General features: G+C 63.5%; 17 protein-coding genes and 1 tRNA gene. 9 read left to right on the forward strand and 9 right to left on the reverse strand.

The genetic code is table 11. The annotated features are described in order from the left end of the window. Positions 1–18: 18 nt before the first annotated feature. The 3 genes from accB to Y88_RS03085 form a co-directional block, all read right to left on the reverse strand. Complete coding sequence (gene accB / locus Y88_RS03075; protein WP_008066205.1) at positions 19–522, reverse strand: acetyl-CoA carboxylase biotin carboxyl carrier protein; 504 nt, start codon at positions 520–522, stop codon at positions 19–21. A 156-nt stretch (positions 523–678) separates the two neighbouring features. Then, positions 679–1,113: a type II 3-dehydroquinate dehydratase gene (aroQ, locus tag Y88_RS03080; protein ID WP_008066206.1), complete on the reverse strand. Its 435-nt coding sequence runs from the start codon at positions 1,111–1,113 to the stop codon at positions 679–681. Between the two features lie 112 nt (positions 1,114–1,225). Further along, positions 1,226–1,594, reverse strand: a complete 369-nt coding sequence (locus tag Y88_RS03085; RefSeq protein WP_232280894.1) for a hypothetical protein — start codon at positions 1,592–1,594, stop codon at positions 1,226–1,228. A 164-nt stretch (positions 1,595–1,758) separates the two neighbouring features. On the opposite strand from Y88_RS03085, the gene Y88_RS03090 reads away from it, so the two are divergent. The 3 genes from Y88_RS03090 to yghU all read left to right on the forward strand — a co-directional run bounded on the left by Y88_RS03090 (position 1,759) and on the right by yghU (position 4,721). Next, positions 1,759–2,619 carry a sugar phosphate isomerase/epimerase family protein gene (locus tag Y88_RS03090; RefSeq protein WP_008066208.1) on the forward strand — a complete coding sequence of 287 codons (861 nt, stop codon included), beginning with the start codon at positions 1,759–1,761 and terminating at the stop codon, positions 2,617–2,619. Then, entirely contained in the window at positions 2,616–3,677 is a 1,062-nt protein-coding gene (locus tag Y88_RS03095; protein WP_008066210.1) for an isopenicillin N synthase family dioxygenase, read from the forward strand. The genes Y88_RS03090 and Y88_RS03095 overlap by 4 nt, the downstream gene beginning before the upstream one ends. A gap of 138 nt (positions 3,678–3,815) precedes the next feature. Continuing rightward, complete coding sequence (gene yghU, locus Y88_RS03100) at positions 3,816–4,721, forward strand: glutathione-dependent disulfide-bond oxidoreductase (RefSeq protein ID WP_008066212.1); 906 nt, start codon at positions 3,816–3,818, stop codon at positions 4,719–4,721. A 149-nt stretch (positions 4,722–4,870) separates the two neighbouring features. Here yghU and Y88_RS03105 read toward each other — a convergent pair. Next, a tRNA-Pro gene (locus tag Y88_RS03105) sits at positions 4,871–4,947 on the reverse strand. A 226-nt stretch (positions 4,948–5,173) separates the two neighbouring features. On the opposite strand from Y88_RS03105, the gene yajC reads away from it, so the two are divergent. From yajC to secF, 3 genes are all read left to right on the forward strand, one after another. Then, entirely contained in the window at positions 5,174–5,530 is a 357-nt protein-coding gene (yajC, locus tag Y88_RS03110) for a preprotein translocase subunit YajC (RefSeq protein WP_008066213.1), read from the forward strand. A 62-nt stretch (positions 5,531–5,592) separates the two neighbouring features. Further along, positions 5,593–7,200 carry a protein translocase subunit SecD gene (gene secD, locus Y88_RS03115; RefSeq protein WP_008066214.1) on the forward strand — a complete coding sequence of 536 codons (1,608 nt, stop codon included), beginning with the start codon at positions 5,593–5,595 and terminating at the stop codon, positions 7,198–7,200. 16 nt (positions 7,201–7,216) lie between these two features. Further along, complete coding sequence (gene secF / locus Y88_RS03120; protein ID WP_008066215.1) at positions 7,217–8,185, forward strand: protein translocase subunit SecF; 969 nt, start codon at positions 7,217–7,219, stop codon at positions 8,183–8,185. On the opposite strand, the gene Y88_RS03125 is transcribed toward secF, so the two are convergent. From Y88_RS03125 to Y88_RS03135, 3 genes are all read right to left on the reverse strand, one after another. Beyond that, complete coding sequence (locus Y88_RS03125) at positions 8,186–9,385, reverse strand: glycosyltransferase (RefSeq protein ID WP_008066216.1); 1,200 nt, start codon at positions 9,383–9,385, stop codon at positions 8,186–8,188. A gap of 11 nt (positions 9,386–9,396) precedes the next feature. After that, positions 9,397–9,969 carry a helix-turn-helix domain-containing protein gene (locus Y88_RS03130; RefSeq protein WP_008066224.1) on the reverse strand — a complete coding sequence of 191 codons (573 nt, stop codon included), beginning with the start codon at positions 9,967–9,969 and terminating at the stop codon, positions 9,397–9,399. Between the two features lie 652 nt (positions 9,970–10,621). Next, positions 10,622–12,418 carry an ABC-F family ATP-binding cassette domain-containing protein gene (locus tag Y88_RS03135; protein WP_026166837.1) on the reverse strand — a complete coding sequence of 599 codons (1,797 nt, stop codon included), beginning with the start codon at positions 12,416–12,418 and terminating at the stop codon, positions 10,622–10,624. Positions 12,419–12,553: 135 nt separating this feature from the next. Between Y88_RS03135 and Y88_RS03140 the strand changes: the two genes are divergently transcribed. From Y88_RS03140 to Y88_RS03150, 3 genes are all read left to right on the forward strand, one after another. Continuing rightward, positions 12,554–12,868 carry a PepSY domain-containing protein gene (locus tag Y88_RS03140; RefSeq protein ID WP_008066232.1) on the forward strand — a complete coding sequence of 105 codons (315 nt, stop codon included), beginning with the start codon at positions 12,554–12,556 and terminating at the stop codon, positions 12,866–12,868. Positions 12,869–12,982: 114 nt separating this feature from the next. Further along, complete coding sequence (locus Y88_RS03145; RefSeq protein ID WP_008066233.1) at positions 12,983–13,660, forward strand: response regulator transcription factor; 678 nt, start codon at positions 12,983–12,985, stop codon at positions 13,658–13,660. A 4-nt stretch (positions 13,661–13,664) separates the two neighbouring features. Next, complete coding sequence (locus Y88_RS03150; RefSeq protein WP_008066234.1) at positions 13,665–15,056, forward strand: sensor histidine kinase; 1,392 nt, start codon at positions 13,665–13,667, stop codon at positions 15,054–15,056. A 13-nt stretch (positions 15,057–15,069) separates the two neighbouring features. Here the strand turns inward: Y88_RS03150 and Y88_RS03155 are convergent, their stop codons facing one another. Then, entirely contained in the window at positions 15,070–15,966 is an 897-nt protein-coding gene (locus tag Y88_RS03155; protein ID WP_008066235.1) for a tyrosine recombinase XerC, read from the reverse strand. Further along, on the reverse strand, positions 15,963–17,117 hold the full coding sequence (gene hemW, locus Y88_RS03160) for a radical SAM family heme chaperone HemW (protein WP_008066236.1): 1,155 nt from the start codon (positions 17,115–17,117) through the stop codon (positions 15,963–15,965). The genes Y88_RS03155 and hemW overlap by 4 nt, the downstream gene beginning before the upstream one ends. Positions 17,118–17,120 lie beyond the last annotated feature (3 nt).

Below are 17,120 nucleotides of genomic sequence, written 5' to 3' on the forward strand. Positions count from 1 at the left end.
GTCCTGGTTCTTCCGCGATCAACCGATCACGACCAGCGGCTGGTCGTATTCGACCGGCTGGGCGTTTTCGACGAGGATCGCCTTGACGGTGCCTGCGGTCGGGGCGGTGATGGCGTTCATAACCTTCATCGCTTCGACGATCAGCAGGGTTTCACCGGCCTTCACGGTCTTGCCCACGCTGATGAAATCGGCAGCGCCGGGTTCGGGGGCGAGATAGGCCGTGCCGACCATCGGCGAGCGGACCGCACCGGCCAGATCTGCAGCAGGAGCCGCAGCGGCGGGAGCGGTAGCCGGGGCTGCGACCGGCGCAGGCGCGGCGACTGCCATCGGGGCCGCAACCGCCGCGACAGGTGCCGCAGTCAGCGTGCGGGCCACGCGGATCTTGCGCGCGCCGTCTTCCACTTCGATTTCGCTCAGGCCGGTTTCGGCGAGCAGTTCGGCCAGTTCGCGCACCAGTGCGCTGTCGACGGCCATTGCCTTGGTGGCGGGTGCTTCGTTGTTCGCGCCGCGGTTTTGCGCCATTTGTCGTATTCCTCGCGGGGATAAATCCTGGGGTAGCGCCGCGCCATGCCCTTGCTCTGCCCCTCTGGCAAGAGGCTTGTGCTTTGGGGCTAGTGTCGCGGCGGTGGAAAACCCCCGGTCCGACGGGCCCGTTTCCCGCCGGTACGGATGGGAAAATCAGAGCCTGGCAGCAGCTTCCAGGGCAAGAACGTAACTGCCCGGACCAAAGCCGGCGACAGTGCCGAGCGCGGCCATGCCGACGTAGGACTTGTGACGAAACGCCTCGCGGGTATGCGGATTCGACAGGTGAACCTCGATAACCGGAGTGCGGATGGACTTGATCGCATCGTAAAGTGCGACGCTGGTATGGGTGAAGGCCCCGGCATTGAGCAGGACTGCGCGTGCGCCGGTCGCCTGAGCTTCGTGCAGCCAGTCGATCAGGTGGCCTTCGTGGTTCGATTGCCGAACATCGACTTCGAGGTCGAGTTCCTGCGCGCGGTCCTCGAGCATCCCGGCGATGTCGTCGAGCGTGTCGTAGCCATAGATCTCGGGCTCGCGAGTGCCGAGCAGATTGAGATTGGGACCGTTGAGCACGTAGACGGTTTCGGCCATGGCGCGACTTTCGCTTCTTTGAGGAAGGGGATTTGCTGTCGCGGTGATAGAGCCGGGCGGCAAAAGCGCAAGGCTGGCCCGAGCTCGGGGGTGGCTGGTCCGGGGGGGGGCGCTATTGCCCCGACGGGGCCTGGTTGGCCGGTGCAGGATCGATCGGCTGCGTATCGTTCATCGGCTGGCCGAAGCTCTGGTCGTTGTCGCCGCCCGCCACTTCCGGCGGCGGTGCCGCGGCTTCGGGCGTGAGGGGAAGCGGCTTGTCCGCTGCCATGCGTTCTGCGTTCTGCGCCCGTTTCTCGGCAGCGGCGGCCTTGGCTTCGACTGCGGCAATGCGCTGTTCCATCTCTGCATTGCGATCCGCCTCGCGGTTGCATCCCGACAGCAGGGGGAGAGCGAGCAGCAGCGGAGCGACAAGGATTGGCGCCACAGCGACGCGACGAGACCGCGAAGGGGAAAACGGCGAGGGGGCAGGTGTCCTGATCATGGCGCGGCCAATCTAGCCGCAAATGGTTACCCGTTACTCACCGGAAGACGCACGATGCTTCGGCCTTTGAAACCCACGAGCGTTTTCAATCAAAGAACTTGCAATGATCCGGGGGCGGGGTCTGTCTGTGCAGCGACAGATTTCCGGGAGTTTCACGTCGTCTCATGCAACTCGATTTGTTCCGATCGCTGTGGGGATGGCAGGGGGATTGGGCCCGATGCGGCAGTGAATGCCGTGAAATCGGCTTCACCGGCGTCGAGGCCCGGCTGCCTGCCGATCCTTTTGCGCGGCGTGCGCTCCGTTCCGCGCTGGAGGCGGAGGGGCTTTCCTATATCGCGGTCGTTTTTACCGGGGGCGATGTCATTCCCGACCAGAGTTGGACCTTGCAGCAGCATTGGGACCGGCTGGAGGCTTCGATCGAGGGAGCAGCGCTTGTCGGAGCGCGGTTCCTCAATGTCCTGCCGGGCAACGATCGCTGGCCCTTGGCCAAGCAGGTCGAATTCTTCGGACGAGCGCAGGAATTGGCCGACGGGGCGGGGGCGATCTGCAGTTTCGAGATTCACCGCGCCACCTCGCTCTACAGCCCGTGGGTGGCGCTGGAGGTGATTGCGCAATTGCCCGACCTGCGCTTCACGTCGGACATCAGCCATTGGGTCGTCGTATGTGAACGCCTGCTCGATGATCCGGCCGACGACCTGTCCCCGTTTCTGGAGCGGGTCCATCATGTGCAGGCGCGCGTCGGCTATGATCAGGGGCCTCAGGTTCCCCATCCCGCCGCGCCCGAATATGCCGGGGCGCTCGCCTTCCATCAGGGCGTGTGGGAGAGGATCTGGGCTTCACAACAGGCGCGCGGTTATGCCGTAACGACGCTGACCCCCGAATTCGGACCGGATGGCTATACCCATCTGTTGCCGTTCACGCAGGCGCCGATTGCCGACACCTGGGCACTCAATCAGTGGATGGCCCGCGTCGAACGCGACCATTTCGACCGCTGGCAATTGCAGCAAGGGGACATGACGCCATGAGCAAGGCCAATTTCGAAGCCCTGCCGATCATCGACATCAGCGGGCTGTTCAGCGACCGCGTGGAGGACCGCATGGCGGTTGCCGCAGACCTCGGAAAGGCGGCGCGCGAAGTCGGTTTCTTCTACATTCGCGGACACGGGATCACTGCGGGGCGCATTGCCGGTCTGCGTGCGGCTGCCGCCGACTTGTTCGCGCGCGATTTCGATTGGAAAATGGGCTACCACATCGGTCTTGGGCGTGGGCACAAGGGGTTCGTTCCCGAAGGCGAGGAAATCTACGGCGGGGGCAAGCCCGACCACAAGGAGGCCTTCGACATCGGGTTCGAGGCGAGCGAGGATCATCCCTTCGTCGTTGCCGGGCAGCCCTTGATCGGCGGCAACAAGTGGCCTGCAATCGACGGATTCCATGACGCGGTTTCAAGCTATTACGCCGATGTCTTTGCTTTGGGGCGCAAGCTGTTCCAGGGGTTCGCGCTGGCCCTGGGGCAGGACGAGCATGCTTTCGATGCTCTCGTCACCTGTCCGCCGTCGAAGCTGCGCCTGATCCATTATCCGGTCGATCCCACTGCAGAGGACACTCCCGGCATCGGCGCCCATACCGATTACGAATGCTTCACCCTGTTGCTTGCCGATCAGTCGGGGCTCGAAGTGCTCAATGGCGAAGGGCGCTGGATCGACGCGCCGCCGGTTACGATCGACGGCGAGGAACTCTACGTCATCAATATTGGCGACATGCTGGAAATCATGACCGCCGGGGCCTTCGTTGCGACGACGCACCGGGTGCGCAAGGTGCGCAACGAGCGGTATTCCTTCCCGCTGTTCTTTGCCTGCGACTACGAGACCAAGATTCGGCCTTTGCCTGAATTTGATCCCAGTGGAGCAAAGACGGCGGAATATCCCGACATTTCCATCGGCGATCACATGTGGTCGATGGCGCTCCAGACCTATCGCTATTTGCGGGAAAAAGTCGCACGGGGTGAACTGACCCTGCCGGAGAACGCCCGGTCGACCAACACGTTCGGCCAGTTCAAGACGCTTGCCGAAGCCGATCGCGGGTGAGGGGCTTGGTGGCCGTCCGGGGGCCGGACGTTCCTTGGCGGGATGCCTTGTAATGGCGGCCTGACCGACCATCTCGGCATGTAACCAATTCGCCAGTGTCGCGAATGGGTTGCGTGCAATCCGAGAAGGAGCCGTTTCATGGCCGAAAGCGATCCCGCCAGCAACCAGCCGCCCGGTTACGTTCCCCCCAAGGTATGGACCTGGGAAACGCCGTCGGGCGGCACTTTTGCCAATATCAATCGCCCGATCTCGGGTGCCACGCATGACAAGGACTTGCCGGTCGGACGCCACCCGCTTCAGCTCTATTCGCTGGGCACGCCCAATGGCGTCAAGGTGACGATCATGCTCGAGGAATTGCTCGAGAAAGGGCATGCCGGGGCCGAATACGATGCCTGGTTGATCAACATCGGGCAGGGCGATCAGTTTTCCAGCGGGTTTGTCGAGATCAACCCCAATTCCAAGATCCCGGCCATGCTCGACCGTTCGATCGATCCGCCCGTGCGGCTGTTCGAATCCGGTTCGATCCTGTTCTACCTGGCCGAGAAATTCGGCGAGTTCCTGCCGACCGAAACCCATGCCCGAGCCGAAACCATGAACTGGTTGATGTGGCAGATGGGCAGCGCACCTTATCTCGGCGGCGGATTTGGGCATTTTTATGCCTATGCCCCGTTCAAGATCGAATATGCGATCAACCGGTTTGCGATGGAAACCAAGCGGTTGCTGCATGTTCTCGACACGCAGCTCGGCAAATCGGAATATCTGGCCGGGGACAGCTACTCCATTGCCGATATCGCCAGCTTTACCTGGTACGGCGGCATGATCCGCGACGCCTATGACGCGCAGGAATTCCTGAGTGTCGAGGAATACGGCAATGTTGCCCGCTGGGCCAGGGAGATCGAGGCTCGTCCGGCGGTCAAGCGCGGCCGCATGGTCAATCGTGCGGTCGGCGCGCCGGAAAATCAGTTGCGCGAACGCCACGACGCCCGGGACTTCGATGTGAATACCCAGGACAAGGTCGAGGCGCGCGGCGGCGTGCGGATTTGATACCGGAAAGTCTTGCGATGAAAGGGGCTTCGTTCACCACAAGTAGGCGAGGCCTTTTTTCCGTTCGCCGAAAAAGGCGCCGCGTTGATCGCGGGAGGGTGTGTCAGTTATCTGCTGAAAAAGTCGCAATCTTCAAGTGATTGCGAAGTTGGTCGGGACGAGAGGATTCGAACCTCCGACCCCCACACCCCCAGTGTGATGCGCTACCAGGCTGCGCTACGTCCCGACCGGAGGTGGCGCCTATACGGGTGGTATTCGGGGATGGCAAGCAGGTTTGCTGTAAATTTTTCCACAGGCAACAAGACTTCGCGTTCGCAAGGGGCTCAGGCGGCTACAGTTTGCCTTGAAGCGGCCAAGCTGCTAGTCGCGCCATCCACATTCGGGCGCGGGGGAGGCTGCCTGGCCTTTGCGCGCGCCCACAATTTCCGATTCGCGAAAGTCCAGCCCAGACCATGACCGGTTCTCTCCTTCTTTCCGTTCTCGATGTCGCCGCCGCGCAGACTGCCGGTGGCGCTACGTCCGAGCCGCCGGCCTACATTCAGTTCCTGCCGTTGGTGGCGATGGCGGTGATCTTCTATTTCCTGATCCTGCGTCCGCAGATGAAGCGGCAGAAAGATCATCAGTTGAAGATTTCCGAGCTCAAGAAGGGCGATCAGGTCGTCACTGCCGGTGGCCTTCTCGCCAAGGTGATCAAGGTCGAAGACAACACCGTCGAACTCGAAATCGCGCCCAACGTCAAAGTGCGTGCGGTCAAGTCGACGCTGGGCGAAATCGTTCCGCCGGGCGGCGCTCCGGCTGCCAACGACTGATCCGGTGGGCGCGGCACGTGTCGCGCCTGACGGTTTTACCCTGAAGGAACCAGGCTGCCATCATGCTTGATTTTCCGCGCTGGAAAGTTCTCCTGCTCTGGGCGGTGACATTGGTCATCGCGGCAGCCGCGCTGCCGTCGATTGTCGATATGGCCGGTTATCGCTGGCCCGCTGCCCTGCCCGAGCCCAAGGTCAATCTGGGCCTCGATCTTGCCGGGGGCAGCCATCTCATGCTCGAAGCCGATCCGACCCAGGTCCGCACCCAGCGGATCGAGGGGATGGAGGAATCGGTTCGCAACAAGCTGCACGCCATGGCCCAGCCGGTGCGTATCAGCGACATTTCGAACAACAACGGCTCGCTCAGCTTCCTGATCGACGACGCGACCAAGGTTGACGCGGTGCGCGAGGCGCTTTTGCCGCTGACCAACGGCGCGGGACTGACCGGAAAGCGTGATTGGACGATCAACGTCGTCGACGGCAACCGCTTCGTCCTGTCCCCGACGCCGGAAGGCATCGACCAGGCCGTTTCGCAGGCGATGGACACCGCTGTCGAAGTCGTGCGCAAGCGTATCGACGCCCTCGGTACCAAGGAGCCGACGATCATCCGTTCGGGTGCCACCCGCATTGTCGTGCAGGTTCCCGGCCTGCAGGATCCGCAGGGGCTGAAGAACCTGCTGGGTCAGACGGCAAAGCTTGAATTCAAGCTGGTCGATCAGACTGCCGATGCGGCGCAGGTGTACCAGGGTATCGCGCCTCCGGGCGACGAAATCGTGCCTTATGCCGAGACCAAGGCCGGGCAGCCCGCAGCCAAGATCGCGGTCAAGCGTCTTGGTGGCATTCGCGGTGACCAGCTTACCAATGCGCAGCTTTCGTCCAACCAGCAGACCAACCAGCCGACGGTCACGATCACGTTCAACACCGATGGCGGCGAGCGTTTCGCCAAGCTGACTTCAGCCAATGTCGGGAAGCCCTTCGCCATCATTCTGGACGGCAAGGTGCTGTCGGCGCCGGTGATCAATGAACCGATCCTGGGCGGCAGCGCGGTCATTTCGGGCAATTTCACGTCCGACAGCGCCGGGCAGCTTGCCATCGCGCTGCGTTCGGGGGCTTTGCCCGTCGATCTCAAGGTGGTTGAGGAACGCACGGTCGGCCCCGACCTCGGCGCGGATTCGATCCACAAGGGCATGATCGCGATGGGCATCGGCACGCTTGCGCTCGCCGTGTTCATCCTCGCGACTTATGGCCGCTTCGGCGTCTATGCCTGCGTCGCGCTTGTCTTCAACGTCTTCATGATCCTTGGCGTCATGGGTATCATCGGCACCACGCTGACGCTGCCCGGCATTGCTGGCTTCGTGCTCACGATCGGTGCGGCGGTTGACGCCAACGTGCTGATCAACGAGCGCATTCGCGAAGAGCGCCATCGCGGGCGGCGTGTCGTCCAGGCAGTGGAGCTCGGCTACAAGGAAGCTGGTCGCGCGATTTTCGATGCGAACATCACCAACGTGATCGCGGCCATGCTGATGCTCGCGTTCGGCTCGGGTCCGATCAAGGGCTTTGCCGTCGTGCTGATCATCGGCATCGCGACGTCGGTGTTTACCGCGATCATGCTGACGCGGATGTGGGTGGCGCAGTGGCTGCGCCGTGCACGTCCCACGGAACTGAGCCTGTAAGAGGAGCACGGACAACATGAAACTCCTCAAGCTTGTTCCCGATCACACCAACATCCACTTCCTCAAGTGGCGGGTGCCTTTCTATCTCGTCAGCATGGTGCTGGTCGCGGCCTCCTGGGGTCTCGTCCTGACCAAGGGGCTCAATCTGGGCGTCGATTTCATCGGCGGGCAGATGATCCGGGTGACGTTCGAACGCAGCGCAGAGGCCCCGGTCGGTCCCTTGCGCGACGAAGTTACCAAGCTCGGCTATGGCGAGCCGATCCTTCAGCGTTTCGGCAAGCCGAATGAAGTGTCGATCCGCATGAAACTGCCCGAAGGGGCCGAGCACGATCCGGCTCTGGCCGATCGCATGGCGCGCACGATCACCGCTGACATTCGCAAGAACCATGCCGACGCACGGGTCGACGGTGTCGACTCGGTGTCGGGCAAGGTGTCGAAGGAATTGGGATGGGACGCCTTTCGCGCGCTGGGCTTTGCCGCGCTTGCGGTCGCAGCCTATATCTGGGTGCGTTTCGAATGGCAGTTCGGTATCGGCGCACTGCTGAGCCTTGTCCATGACGTCTCGCTGACGCTGGGCATGTTTGCAGTCACGCAGTTGGAATTCGACCTCAATATCGTCGCGGCCTTGCTGACCCTGATCGGCTATTCCTTGAACGATACGATCGTCGTCTATGACCGTATCCGCGAGAATCTGAAGAAGTACCGGCGCATGCCGTTGCCCGAACTGCTCGATCTTTCGGTCAACGAGACGCTGGCTCGTACCATCGTGACTTCGCTGTCGATGCTGATCACGCTGGTTTCGTTGCTGGTGTTCGGGCCTCAGGTGATTTTCGGCTTCACCGCTGCGATCACGCTGGGCATTTTCATCGGGACCTACAGTTCGATCTATATGGCGGCGCCGATTCTGATCTGGCTCAAGGTTTCGCCCAAGAGCTTCGTCCCCGGCGAAAAGCCGTCGGACGGCCCGGCCGGCGCAAAGGCCTGATTATCGCGACGCGGCGGCGGAGTAGATTTCTGCCAATGCCGCCGCGTTCGCTTCCCAACTGAAACGCGCTGCCGCTGCCGCGACGGCAGTTTGCGGAGCTTGGGCGGCCAGTACTTCGCTCAGACCCTTGGCTACTGCCGACGGGGTTCGTTCGGCCAGCCTTCCGGCCTCGCGACGATTGAGCAGTTCGCGCGCGCCGCCGATGTCGGGAATGACGATCGGTGTTCCGCAGGCGAGCGCCTCGACCCAGGCATTGGCAAGACCTTCGCTCGCCGAAGGCAATACCATAGCTTCTGCTGCATTCAGAAGCAGCGGCAATTCGTCATGGCCGAGCGCGCCTGCGAAAACGACGCGGCCCTCAAGTCCTGCCTTCCGCGCCAACTGGCGCAAGGCCGCTTCGTCCGGCCCGGCTCCGACCAGAACCAGCACCACGTCCTGATCCAAGTCCCGCAGGGCTTCGATCGCGATCGCCTGTCCTTTACGCGGGATGAGCGCGCCGACGCAGGCGACGATCCGAACGGCTGCGGGAAAGGCGAGCGCAGGCACGCGCTCTGCCAGCAAAGCGCGTGCCTGCGCTCGCGGACGTGGATGAAAGCGGGCGTGATCGAGGCCGGTATAGTGGACGTGAATCCGTGAAGCGGGCAGGCCGAGTGCAATCATGTCCTCGGCAAGCGCGGACGATACCGAGAGGAGTACTTTGGCCTGTCTCGCTGCGACCCGGATCTGGGCAAGGGACGCGGGGCGGGATCCCCAATAGTGAATGTCGGCGCCGCGCGCCTTGATCGCGAGCGGCAGGCCCAGCGCGCGGGCGATCCGTGCGGCGGCAGGGCCGTCGGGATAGAAGAACTGCGCATCGACAAGGTCGAACGGACGCTCGGCGTGAAGGCGCTGTGCGAGCGGCAGCACCGCCCGCGCGATGAGTGCAGGGTTGAAGCGGCCGGACAGGCCCGGGATCAGGGGGAAGCGCGGATGATGCACGGTGACCGGGTGGTCGGGGGTGCCGCCTGTTTCGACGGCAGGAATGGCGCGCAAAGGGGCGTAGCGGCGAAGGGGCAGCAGCGGCGGCACCCCGATCGGATTGATGACAGTGACGTCCCAGTCGTCGCGCGCGGCGAGAGCTTCGAGTTGTGCGCGCACGAAACGCCCGAAACCGGGGCGCGGTGCCGCCGGGTAGAGTGTGGCAATCGAAAGCAGTCGCACCAGACCTCGACCTATAGCTTGCGCACCAGCATTTCCGCGACGCCGAGCCAGCCGGGGCGATCGATCACCACTTGCCGCTGGCCGATGCCGGGCGGAAGGATGGCAATCCGTTCGCCGTCGCGGTCGATCATTCGCCCGAACGCGAAGCGGCCGCCCGGTCGTGGTGCCAGAACGTCACGATTGAGAGCACGCGGAAAATCGTCGTGACCGATCTGTCGTAACCAGATCTGATCGCCAGTGCGATACTCTCCTGCGCAGGCTTCCACCATCATGACGACGACATGCGAATCGCCGTTGGGGACAATGGGAAAAATGGCCTCGACCGGGCGAGCTACCGCTTCGGCACCGTTGATACCCAGTTTGGCGATGAGAGCGGGGGCCTGATCGCTGTCAGCTTTCACCAGCATCTGGGGATCGACTTCGAGCGCGACGGCGATCCGGTTCATCCATGCCAGCGACAGCGAGCGCATTCCGGTTTCGAGACGGCCGATGGTCTGTGCTGTCGTCGGTGGCTGGCAGCGAGCCGCCACTTCGGCAAGTGTCAGTCCTTTTTGGCGGCGAATATCGCGGATACGGTTGATCATGAGGGATTCTCGGTTCGCGGGGGCGGACAAGTTCCCAATGTTCCTACAATATCGGCCTTGGGGCAAGTACTATGTATGCGGCAATAATGATGGATAATATTGGGTTACACAAAGACGGCGTTGTCCAGTTGGTCGGGTGTTTCAAAAAGGCAGAACTTATGCCTTTTTTGTGATCTCTCCGGAAATTTGGAGGGGCCACGTCGATCTTGCTCTTTTGAACAAGATCGATGATCTGCGATCGAGCCGATTTTTAACGAAGGCGACGCGTCGTGCTTGCGGGAATGGGCCCGGAAGCAGCCTGAGGTTCGGTTGTTCCCTGACCCGCTTGCATGACAGCATCTGGTTAATCACCAGGCTGGATTTGGATGATCCGCTGCTGCTGGAAGACGTGCCGAGCGAATAGGTTCCGCTCGCGTCAACATTTTGTTGCTGCAGGTTGGCGAGAAAGGCCTTGAGAGCCTCGATACAGGTACCAGAGGTCGAGTATGCCGTGGTCGCCGATGCGCTTCCGTCCGATGTGGTTCCCGCAGATGACGCCTTCGAAGCGTTGCCGCCGCTGGCGGTCTCAGCGAAATGACCTGCAACGAGATGAACTCATTGCAGGTCCGTATGAGGGTTCCGCCCGATACCTGCTGTAAAATGAGGCCGTCGATCAGCCCTCGATCATTTCCGCCAGTTCGAGCCAGCGCATTTCGGCCGCTTCCTTGTCGCCGCGCAGCTTGTCGAGCGCGGCCGTCAACTGGGCAAAGCGGGCAGGATTGCGGGTGTAGAGCGCGGGATCGGCCAACTCGGTTTCGCCTTTGGCGATGGCTGCGTCGATTTCCTCGATCTTGCCGGGAAGCAGGTCGTAATCGCGCTGGTCCTTGTAGGACAGCTTGGTCTTGCGCGGGGGCGGGGGTGCCGCCGGCGCCGAGGGCGTCGTCGAAGAAGAGGCGCGCGGCGCAGCCTTGACCGGCGCCCGGCGCGACTGGCGCAGGCGTTCCCAGTCGGCGTAGCCGCCCGCAACGACATCGATGCGCCCCGATCCGTCGAGGCCCAGAGTGATCGTCACCGTGCGGTCGAGAAAGTCGCGGTCGTGACTGACGATGAGGACCGTGCCGTCATAGTCGGCGATCACTTCCTGCAAGAGGTCGAGCGTTTCGAGGTCGAGATCGTTGGTCGGTTCGTCGAGTACGAGCAGGTTCGAGCGTCGTGCGAATTCGCGCGCGAGCAGCAGGCGCGAGCGTTCGCCCCCGGACAGCGTGCCGACACGGGCCTCGACAAGGCCGGGATCGAACAGGAAGTCCTTGAGATAACCCTGGATGTGCTTGCGCGTGCCGCGCACGTCGATCCAGTCGCCCCCTTCGGCAAGGACGTCGCGGATGCGCTTGTCCGGAGACATCAGACTGCGTTGCTGGTCGATCATCACGCCTTCCAGCGTCTTGGCGAGCGTGATCGTGCCGCTGTCGGGGGCCAGTTCGCCGGTCAGCAGCTTGAGCAACGTGGTTTTGCCCGCGCCGTTGCCGCCGACGATGCCGATGCGATCGCCGCGCGTGATGCGCAGGGAGAAATCCTTGACGATGGCACGGTCGCCGAACGTCTTGCAGACCTTGTCGGCGACGATCACGGCCTTGCTCTTGGCATCGTCGGTGGCGATGGCGAGCTTGGCGGTGCCTTGGGGCGACATCATCGCGGCGCGCTGGGCCCGCATTTCGACCAGCTTGGCAAGGCGGCCCTGGTTGCGCTTGCGCCGCGCGGTTACCCCGCGCTGAAGCCAGTGGGCCTCGATCTTGAGCTTGGCGTCGAGCTTGTCGGCGGCGCGGGCTTCCTCGGCATAGACCTGTTCCATCCAGGCTTCGTAGCCGCCAAAGCCGATGTCCTTGCGTCGCAGGCTGCCGCGGTCGAGCCAGAGCGTGGCGCGGGTCAGGCGTTCCAGGAACGTGCGGTCGTGGCTGATGACAACGAACGCACCGTTATAGCGTTGCAGCCATCCTTCGAGCCATTCGATCGCGGCAAGATCGAGATGGTTGGTCGGTTCGTCGAGCAACAGCAGGTCGGGCTCGCTCGCGAGTGCACGGGCGAGTGCGGCGCGGCGGCGCTCTCCGCCCGAGGCACTGTCGGCCGCACGGGAAAGGTCGATGCCCAGCTGATCGGCGATGGCTTCGACTTCGTGACGGGCCGGGGCGTCGGGCCCATGGAGCGTAAAGTCGAGAAGAGTCGCGTGGCCGGTGAAGAACGGATCCTGTTCGAGGGTGACGACACGGGTTCCGGGCTGGATCGAGCGTTTGCCGCGATCGGCCTCGATCTCTCCGCCGATCAGCTTGAGCAGCGTCGTCTTGCCCGCACCGTTGCGCCCGATCAGCGCAAGCCGGTCGCGTGGCGCCACGGAAAGGTCGATGTCCTGGAACAGCCAGCCATTGCCCTGAAGAAGGCCGAGGCCTTCCCAGCTGAGGATCGGTGCGATTGCCATGGCGCGCGCATAGAGCATCGCATGAACAAGAGGGAACCGGTTTTTTGAGAAGGTTGCGCCCAGCAGGACCTGCATGGAGCCTTGCGCGCCTATTCACCATGTGTTCAATGCCCGCATGTTAGACGCTGCGGCATCATGAAGCGGACCATTTCAGCCTCTGTTCGCGGGATTGCCGCCATCAGCCTTGTGCTGGGATCGGTGATGCCCGCCTATGCGCAGCATCGCCCCGACGAGCAGAACGAGGCGCGGCGCGACCTGCGTGCGGGCAACGTCAGATCCCTGCGCGAGATCGAGCGGCAGGTCCTGCCCACGATGAAGGGGATGCAGTATCTCGGCCCCGAATACGATCCCGATGCGATGGCCTATCGCCTGAAATTCATTCGCGACGGCCGCGTGGTCTTCGTCGACGTGAACGCCCGCACCGGACAGGTTCTGGGGCGTACCCGCTGAACGCTTTCCGACTGCGGCATTCCTTGACCGTTCAGGTTCAAGGGGGCAGATGACGACAACGAAGGCAAACAGGCGCGTCGGGCAACGGCGCGCGGGGCAAAGGCACCAGATTCCATGCGCATCCTGATCGTCGAGGACGAACCCACCCTTGGGCGGCAGCTCAAGTCCACGCTCGAACAGAACGGTTATGCCGTCGATCTTTCGACCGATGGCGAGGACGGGCATTTCATGGGCTCGACCGAGGAATACGACGCAGTCGTGCTCGACCTCGGCCTGCCGGAAATCGACGGTCTCACGGTTCTTGGCATGTGGCGCAAGGAAGGGCGGCGTTTCCCCGTACTCGTGCTGACTGCGCGCGACAGCTGGTCGGACAAGGTTGCCGGGCTCGACGCGGGCGCCGATGACTATCTGGCCAAGCCCTTTCAGACCGAGGAACTCATCGCTCGCCTGCGCGCGCTGATCCGTCGTTCGACCGGCAATTCGAGTGCCGAACTGATCGCGGGCGACGTGCGCCTCGACACGCGTTCGGGACGGGTCACGCTGGCGGGCGAGCCGGTTAAGCTGACGGCGCAGGAATACAAGCTCTTGTCCTATCTCCTGCATCACAAGGGCAAGGTGGTCAGCCGGACCGAATTGATCGAGCACATCTACGATCAGGATTTCGATCGCGATTCCAACACGATCGAGGTTTTCGTGACCCGCATCCGCAAGAAGCTGGGGCCCGATGTGATCACCACCATCCGGGGGCTGGGCTATAGCCTGAACGACCCGGCCCAGGTCGCGCGCGGCTAAGGTCATGCCCCATCAGGCGATCGGCGGGCCGGCGGCGGGAACGCCGCATACCGGCTCGCTGCGCCGGCGCATGTTGCTGATCGCGTTTGCGTGGATTTCGGTGCTCCTGCTCGGCGGGGGCGTGGCTCTCGACCGGACGCTGACCGGCCTCATCACGCGCAATTTCGACGATCAGCTCGGCTACATGCTGACCGCGATGGTCGCATCGGCGGAAATCGGTCCGGACGGGGAAGTCTTTTTCAGTCGCCCGCTTGGCGATCAGCGGTTTCTCGAACCCAACAGTGGTCTCTATTGGCAGATTTCGGGGCAGGGGCATGACGATTTCCCCTCGCGCTCGTTGTGGGACCGCACGCTCAAGATGAAGAGCGACCACTTCGATCAACAGCCGCATATCTATGACAGCGACCAGTTCGACGGAGAGCGCCTGCGCATCATCGAGCGCTCGGTGATCTTGCCGGGGAACAACACCCTGTGGCAATTCGCTGTCGCTGCCAGCCGCAGTCCGCTCGATGCGCAGTTGCGGCGGATCCGTCTTATTCTGGTGTGGTCGTTCGTGGTTCTGGGGCTTGGCCTGGCGGCGATGGCGACATTGCAGACCTATTATGGTCTGGGACCGTTGCGCCGCGTCCGTCTCGCGATTGTGCGATTGCGCGAGGATGGCGGCACACGCGTGACCGAGCCGCTTCCGCTCGAAGTGCAACCGTTGGTGCAGGAACTCAATGCCCTGCTCGCGCATTCCGAGCAGCAGGCGGAGGAAGCGCGCACTCATGCGGGCAATCTCGCCCATGCGCTCAAGACGCCGCTGACAGTGGTGACCAATGCGGCGACTGCCCATGCTGACGATCTGGCCGAAACGGTCATCCGCGAGGCGGCGGCCATGCGGCGTCATGTCGATCACCATCTGGCGCGGGCCCGTGCAGTCGGGCGGCGGGCGAGCGGACTGTCGCGTGCGACCGTGTGGGAAAGCGTGGAGGCGGTGCTGCGCGCGGTCGTGCGGCTCTATCCCGAAGTCCGTTTCGATCTCGACGGCAATCGCGAGGTGCAAGTCGCGATCGAGCGGCAGGATCTCGACGAGATTCTCGGCAACCTGATCGAGAATGCGGCCAAGTACGGGGGCGGATCGGTCTTCATCACGGTCGAAGCGGCGGGCTCGGACGCGCGTTACTGCAATATCTGGATCGAGGACGATGGCATGGGCATTCCCGAGGAAGCCCGCGAGCGCCTGTTCACGCGCGGGGCCCGGCTCGATACCGGAAAGCCGGGTACAGGCCTTGGGCTTGCCATCGTGCGCGACGTTGTCGAACTTTATGGCGGTTCGATCGAACTGGGCGAGAGCGAGGATCTGGGCGGTTTGCTCGTGACGCTGCGCCTGCCGCGTGCGCGTCAGGCCAAATAATCGATTTTCCCGTTCAGGCTCTGGGGTGAGCCGAGCGATAGACGTCGAGCAGCCGGGCCGCGTCCACTTTGGTGTAGATCTGGGTCGAGGACAGGCTGGCGTGGCCGAGCAGTTCCTGCAAGCTGCGCAAGTCCGCTCCGGCACCCAGCAGATGCGTGGCAAAGCTGTGACGCAAGGCATGGGGGGTCGCGCTGGGCGGCAGGCCGAGGGCCACGCGGGCACGGGCCATGGCGCGGCGGATCATTCCTGCCGACAGGGGGCCGCCCTTGGCTCCGCGAAACAACGGGTCATCTTTGCCCAGTGGCCAGGGGACGAGCGCGGCATAGCGTTCGAGGGCTGCACGCACCACGGGCAGCAGGGCGACCAGGCGTTGGCGACCGCCCTTGCCGGTGATGACCATGCTTTCCCCGGCAGGCAGGATCCCGGCGGGTAGCGCGAGCGCCTCGCCGATGCGCAGGCCCGATCCATAGAGCAGCAGCAGGACTGCGGTATCACGCGCGGCGATCCACGGTTCGGTCGCGTCCTCGGCCACCGTCTCGGCAAGGTTCACCGCGTCGTCGGGCGTGATCGGTCGCGGCAGTCCTTTCTTGACGCGCGGACCGCGCAGGCGCGGGGCGCCGGGGGGCATGTCCGCTTGCGTGCGGGCAAAGGCGATGAATGCCTTGAGCGCGGAAAGCTCGCGCGCGGCCGAGACGTTGCCGATCCCGTGCTCGCGACGATCGGCGAGATAATGGCGCAAGGCTGTCGCATCGAGTGCGCCCAGCCGCGCCCAGTGGAGCGCGCCGTCCTGTTCGAGCCGCGTGATCAGGCGACGCGCGGTCGCGACATAGGCGCGTACAGTGTGAGGAGAGCGCCGACGCCCGTGCGCAAGGTGATCGTGCCAGGCCGATAGGATCTCAGGGAGCGTCACGCGGTGACCAGTTCGGCGGGAACCAGTTCGCCGAGCAGCGCGTCGAGGAGCGGCATCCCGCGCGGGGTGACGACAAGACGTCCGTGGATTTCGGACACCAGCCCGAGATCGCGATAGAACCGCGCCTTGTCCGGATCGATCAGCGCCTCTTGGGGCAGGCCGAAACGCTTCGACAAGGCAGCGAGGTCGATTCCTTCGCCAAGGCGCAGCCCCATCAGCAAGGCTTCGCTCGCCTGTTCGCCCAGAGCAAGCGGGCGTTGTTCGGCAATCCCGTGTCCGTCGCGGTCGATGGCCGCGAGCCAGTTTTCCGGCTTGCGATGGCGCACGGTCGCTTGTGCGAGGCGACGTCCATGCGCGCCCGGCCCGATCCCGACATAGTCGCCGTAGCGCCAGTAGGTCAGGTTGTGGCGGCTTTCCTCGCCGGGGCGGGCATGGTTGCTGATTTCATAGGCGGGTATCCCCGCGGCTGCCGTCATGTCCCGGGTCAGCGTGAAAAGATCGGCGGCGGCATCATCGTCGAGCGGTTCGAGTTTGCCTTCGCGTACGAGCGTCGCGAACCGCGTGCCCGGTTCGATCGTCAACTGATAGAGCGAGAGATGGCCGGTGCCGAAACCGAGGGCCCGGTCGAGTTCTGCCTGCCACTGTTCGGGCGTCTGGCCCGGACGGGCATAGATGAGATCGAAACTGACGCGGGCGAAATGGCGCTGGGCGACTTCGAGTGCGGCAAGGCCCTCGCGCGCGTCGTGGAGGCGGCCGAGAAAGCGCAGGGTTTCATCGTCGAGCGCCTGGAGGCCGAGCGAGACCCGATTGACCCCGGCTCCGGCGAGCGCGGCAAAGCGCGCCGCTTCGACTGAAGAGGGGTTGGCTTCGAGCGTGATTTCGATGTTCGGGGCAAAGGACCAATGCCGGGCGGCGGCCGAAAGCAACGTTTCGACCAGTTGGGGAGGCATCAGCGAAGGCGTGCCGCCGCCAAAGAAGATCGAGCCGAGCGTGCGTCCGCCGGTAAGGCTCGCTTCGTGCGCCATGTCGGCGAGCAGAGCTTCCTGCCATGCCGCGACATCGACCCGGTCGCGGACATGGCTGTTGAAGTCGCAATAGGGGCACTTTGCGAGGCAGAACGGCCAGTGGATATAAAGGGCCAGCGGCTCCATGGC

This window comes from Novosphingobium nitrogenifigens DSM 19370 (genome assembly GCF_000192575.1).
In the GTDB taxonomy this organism is placed as follows: Bacteria; Pseudomonadota; Alphaproteobacteria; order Sphingomonadales; family Sphingomonadaceae; genus Novosphingobium; species Novosphingobium nitrogenifigens.

What these genes read in the sequence shown, in the direction of transcription:
- Y88_RS03140 (WP_008066232.1), top strand. Translation starts at nt 12,554, where the DNA reads ATGAAGCGGACCATTTCAGCCTCTGTTCGCGGGATTGCCGCCATCAGC.
- yajC (WP_008066213.1), top strand. Translation starts at nt 5,174, where the DNA reads ATGACCGGTTCTCTCCTTCTTTCCGTTCTCGATGTCGCCGCCGCGCAG.
- Y88_RS03095 (WP_008066210.1), top strand. Translation starts at nt 2,616, where the DNA reads ATGAGCAAGGCCAATTTCGAAGCCCTGCCGATCATCGACATCAGCGGG.
- Y88_RS03090 (WP_008066208.1), top strand. Translation starts at nt 1,759, where the DNA reads ATGCAACTCGATTTGTTCCGATCGCTGTGGGGATGGCAGGGGGATTGG.
- secF (WP_008066215.1), top strand. Translation starts at nt 7,217, where the DNA reads ATGAAACTCCTCAAGCTTGTTCCCGATCACACCAACATCCACTTCCTC.
- Y88_RS03135 (WP_026166837.1), bottom strand. Translation starts at nt 12,418, where the DNA reads ATGGCAATCGCACCGATCCTCAGCTGGGAAGGCCTCGGCCTTCTTCAG.
- Y88_RS03085 (WP_232280894.1), bottom strand. Translation starts at nt 1,594, where the DNA reads ATGATCAGGACACCTGCCCCCTCGCCGTTTTCCCCTTCGCGGTCTCGT.
- hemW (WP_008066236.1), bottom strand. Translation starts at nt 17,117, where the DNA reads ATGGAGCCGCTGGCCCTTTATATCCACTGGCCGTTCTGCCTCGCAAAG.
- yghU (WP_008066212.1), top strand. Translation starts at nt 3,816, where the DNA reads ATGGCCGAAAGCGATCCCGCCAGCAACCAGCCGCCCGGTTACGTTCCC.
- Y88_RS03150 (WP_008066234.1), top strand. Translation starts at nt 13,665, where the DNA reads ATGCCCCATCAGGCGATCGGCGGGCCGGCGGCGGGAACGCCGCATACC.
- Y88_RS03130 (WP_008066224.1), bottom strand. Translation starts at nt 9,969, where the DNA reads ATGATCAACCGTATCCGCGATATTCGCCGCCAAAAAGGACTGACACTT.
- secD (WP_008066214.1), top strand. Translation starts at nt 5,593, where the DNA reads ATGCTTGATTTTCCGCGCTGGAAAGTTCTCCTGCTCTGGGCGGTGACA.
- Y88_RS03145 (WP_008066233.1), top strand. Translation starts at nt 12,983, where the DNA reads ATGCGCATCCTGATCGTCGAGGACGAACCCACCCTTGGGCGGCAGCTC.
- aroQ (WP_008066206.1), bottom strand. Translation starts at nt 1,113, where the DNA reads ATGGCCGAAACCGTCTACGTGCTCAACGGTCCCAATCTCAATCTGCTC.
- accB (WP_008066205.1), bottom strand. Translation starts at nt 522, where the DNA reads ATGGCGCAAAACCGCGGCGCGAACAACGAAGCACCCGCCACCAAGGCA.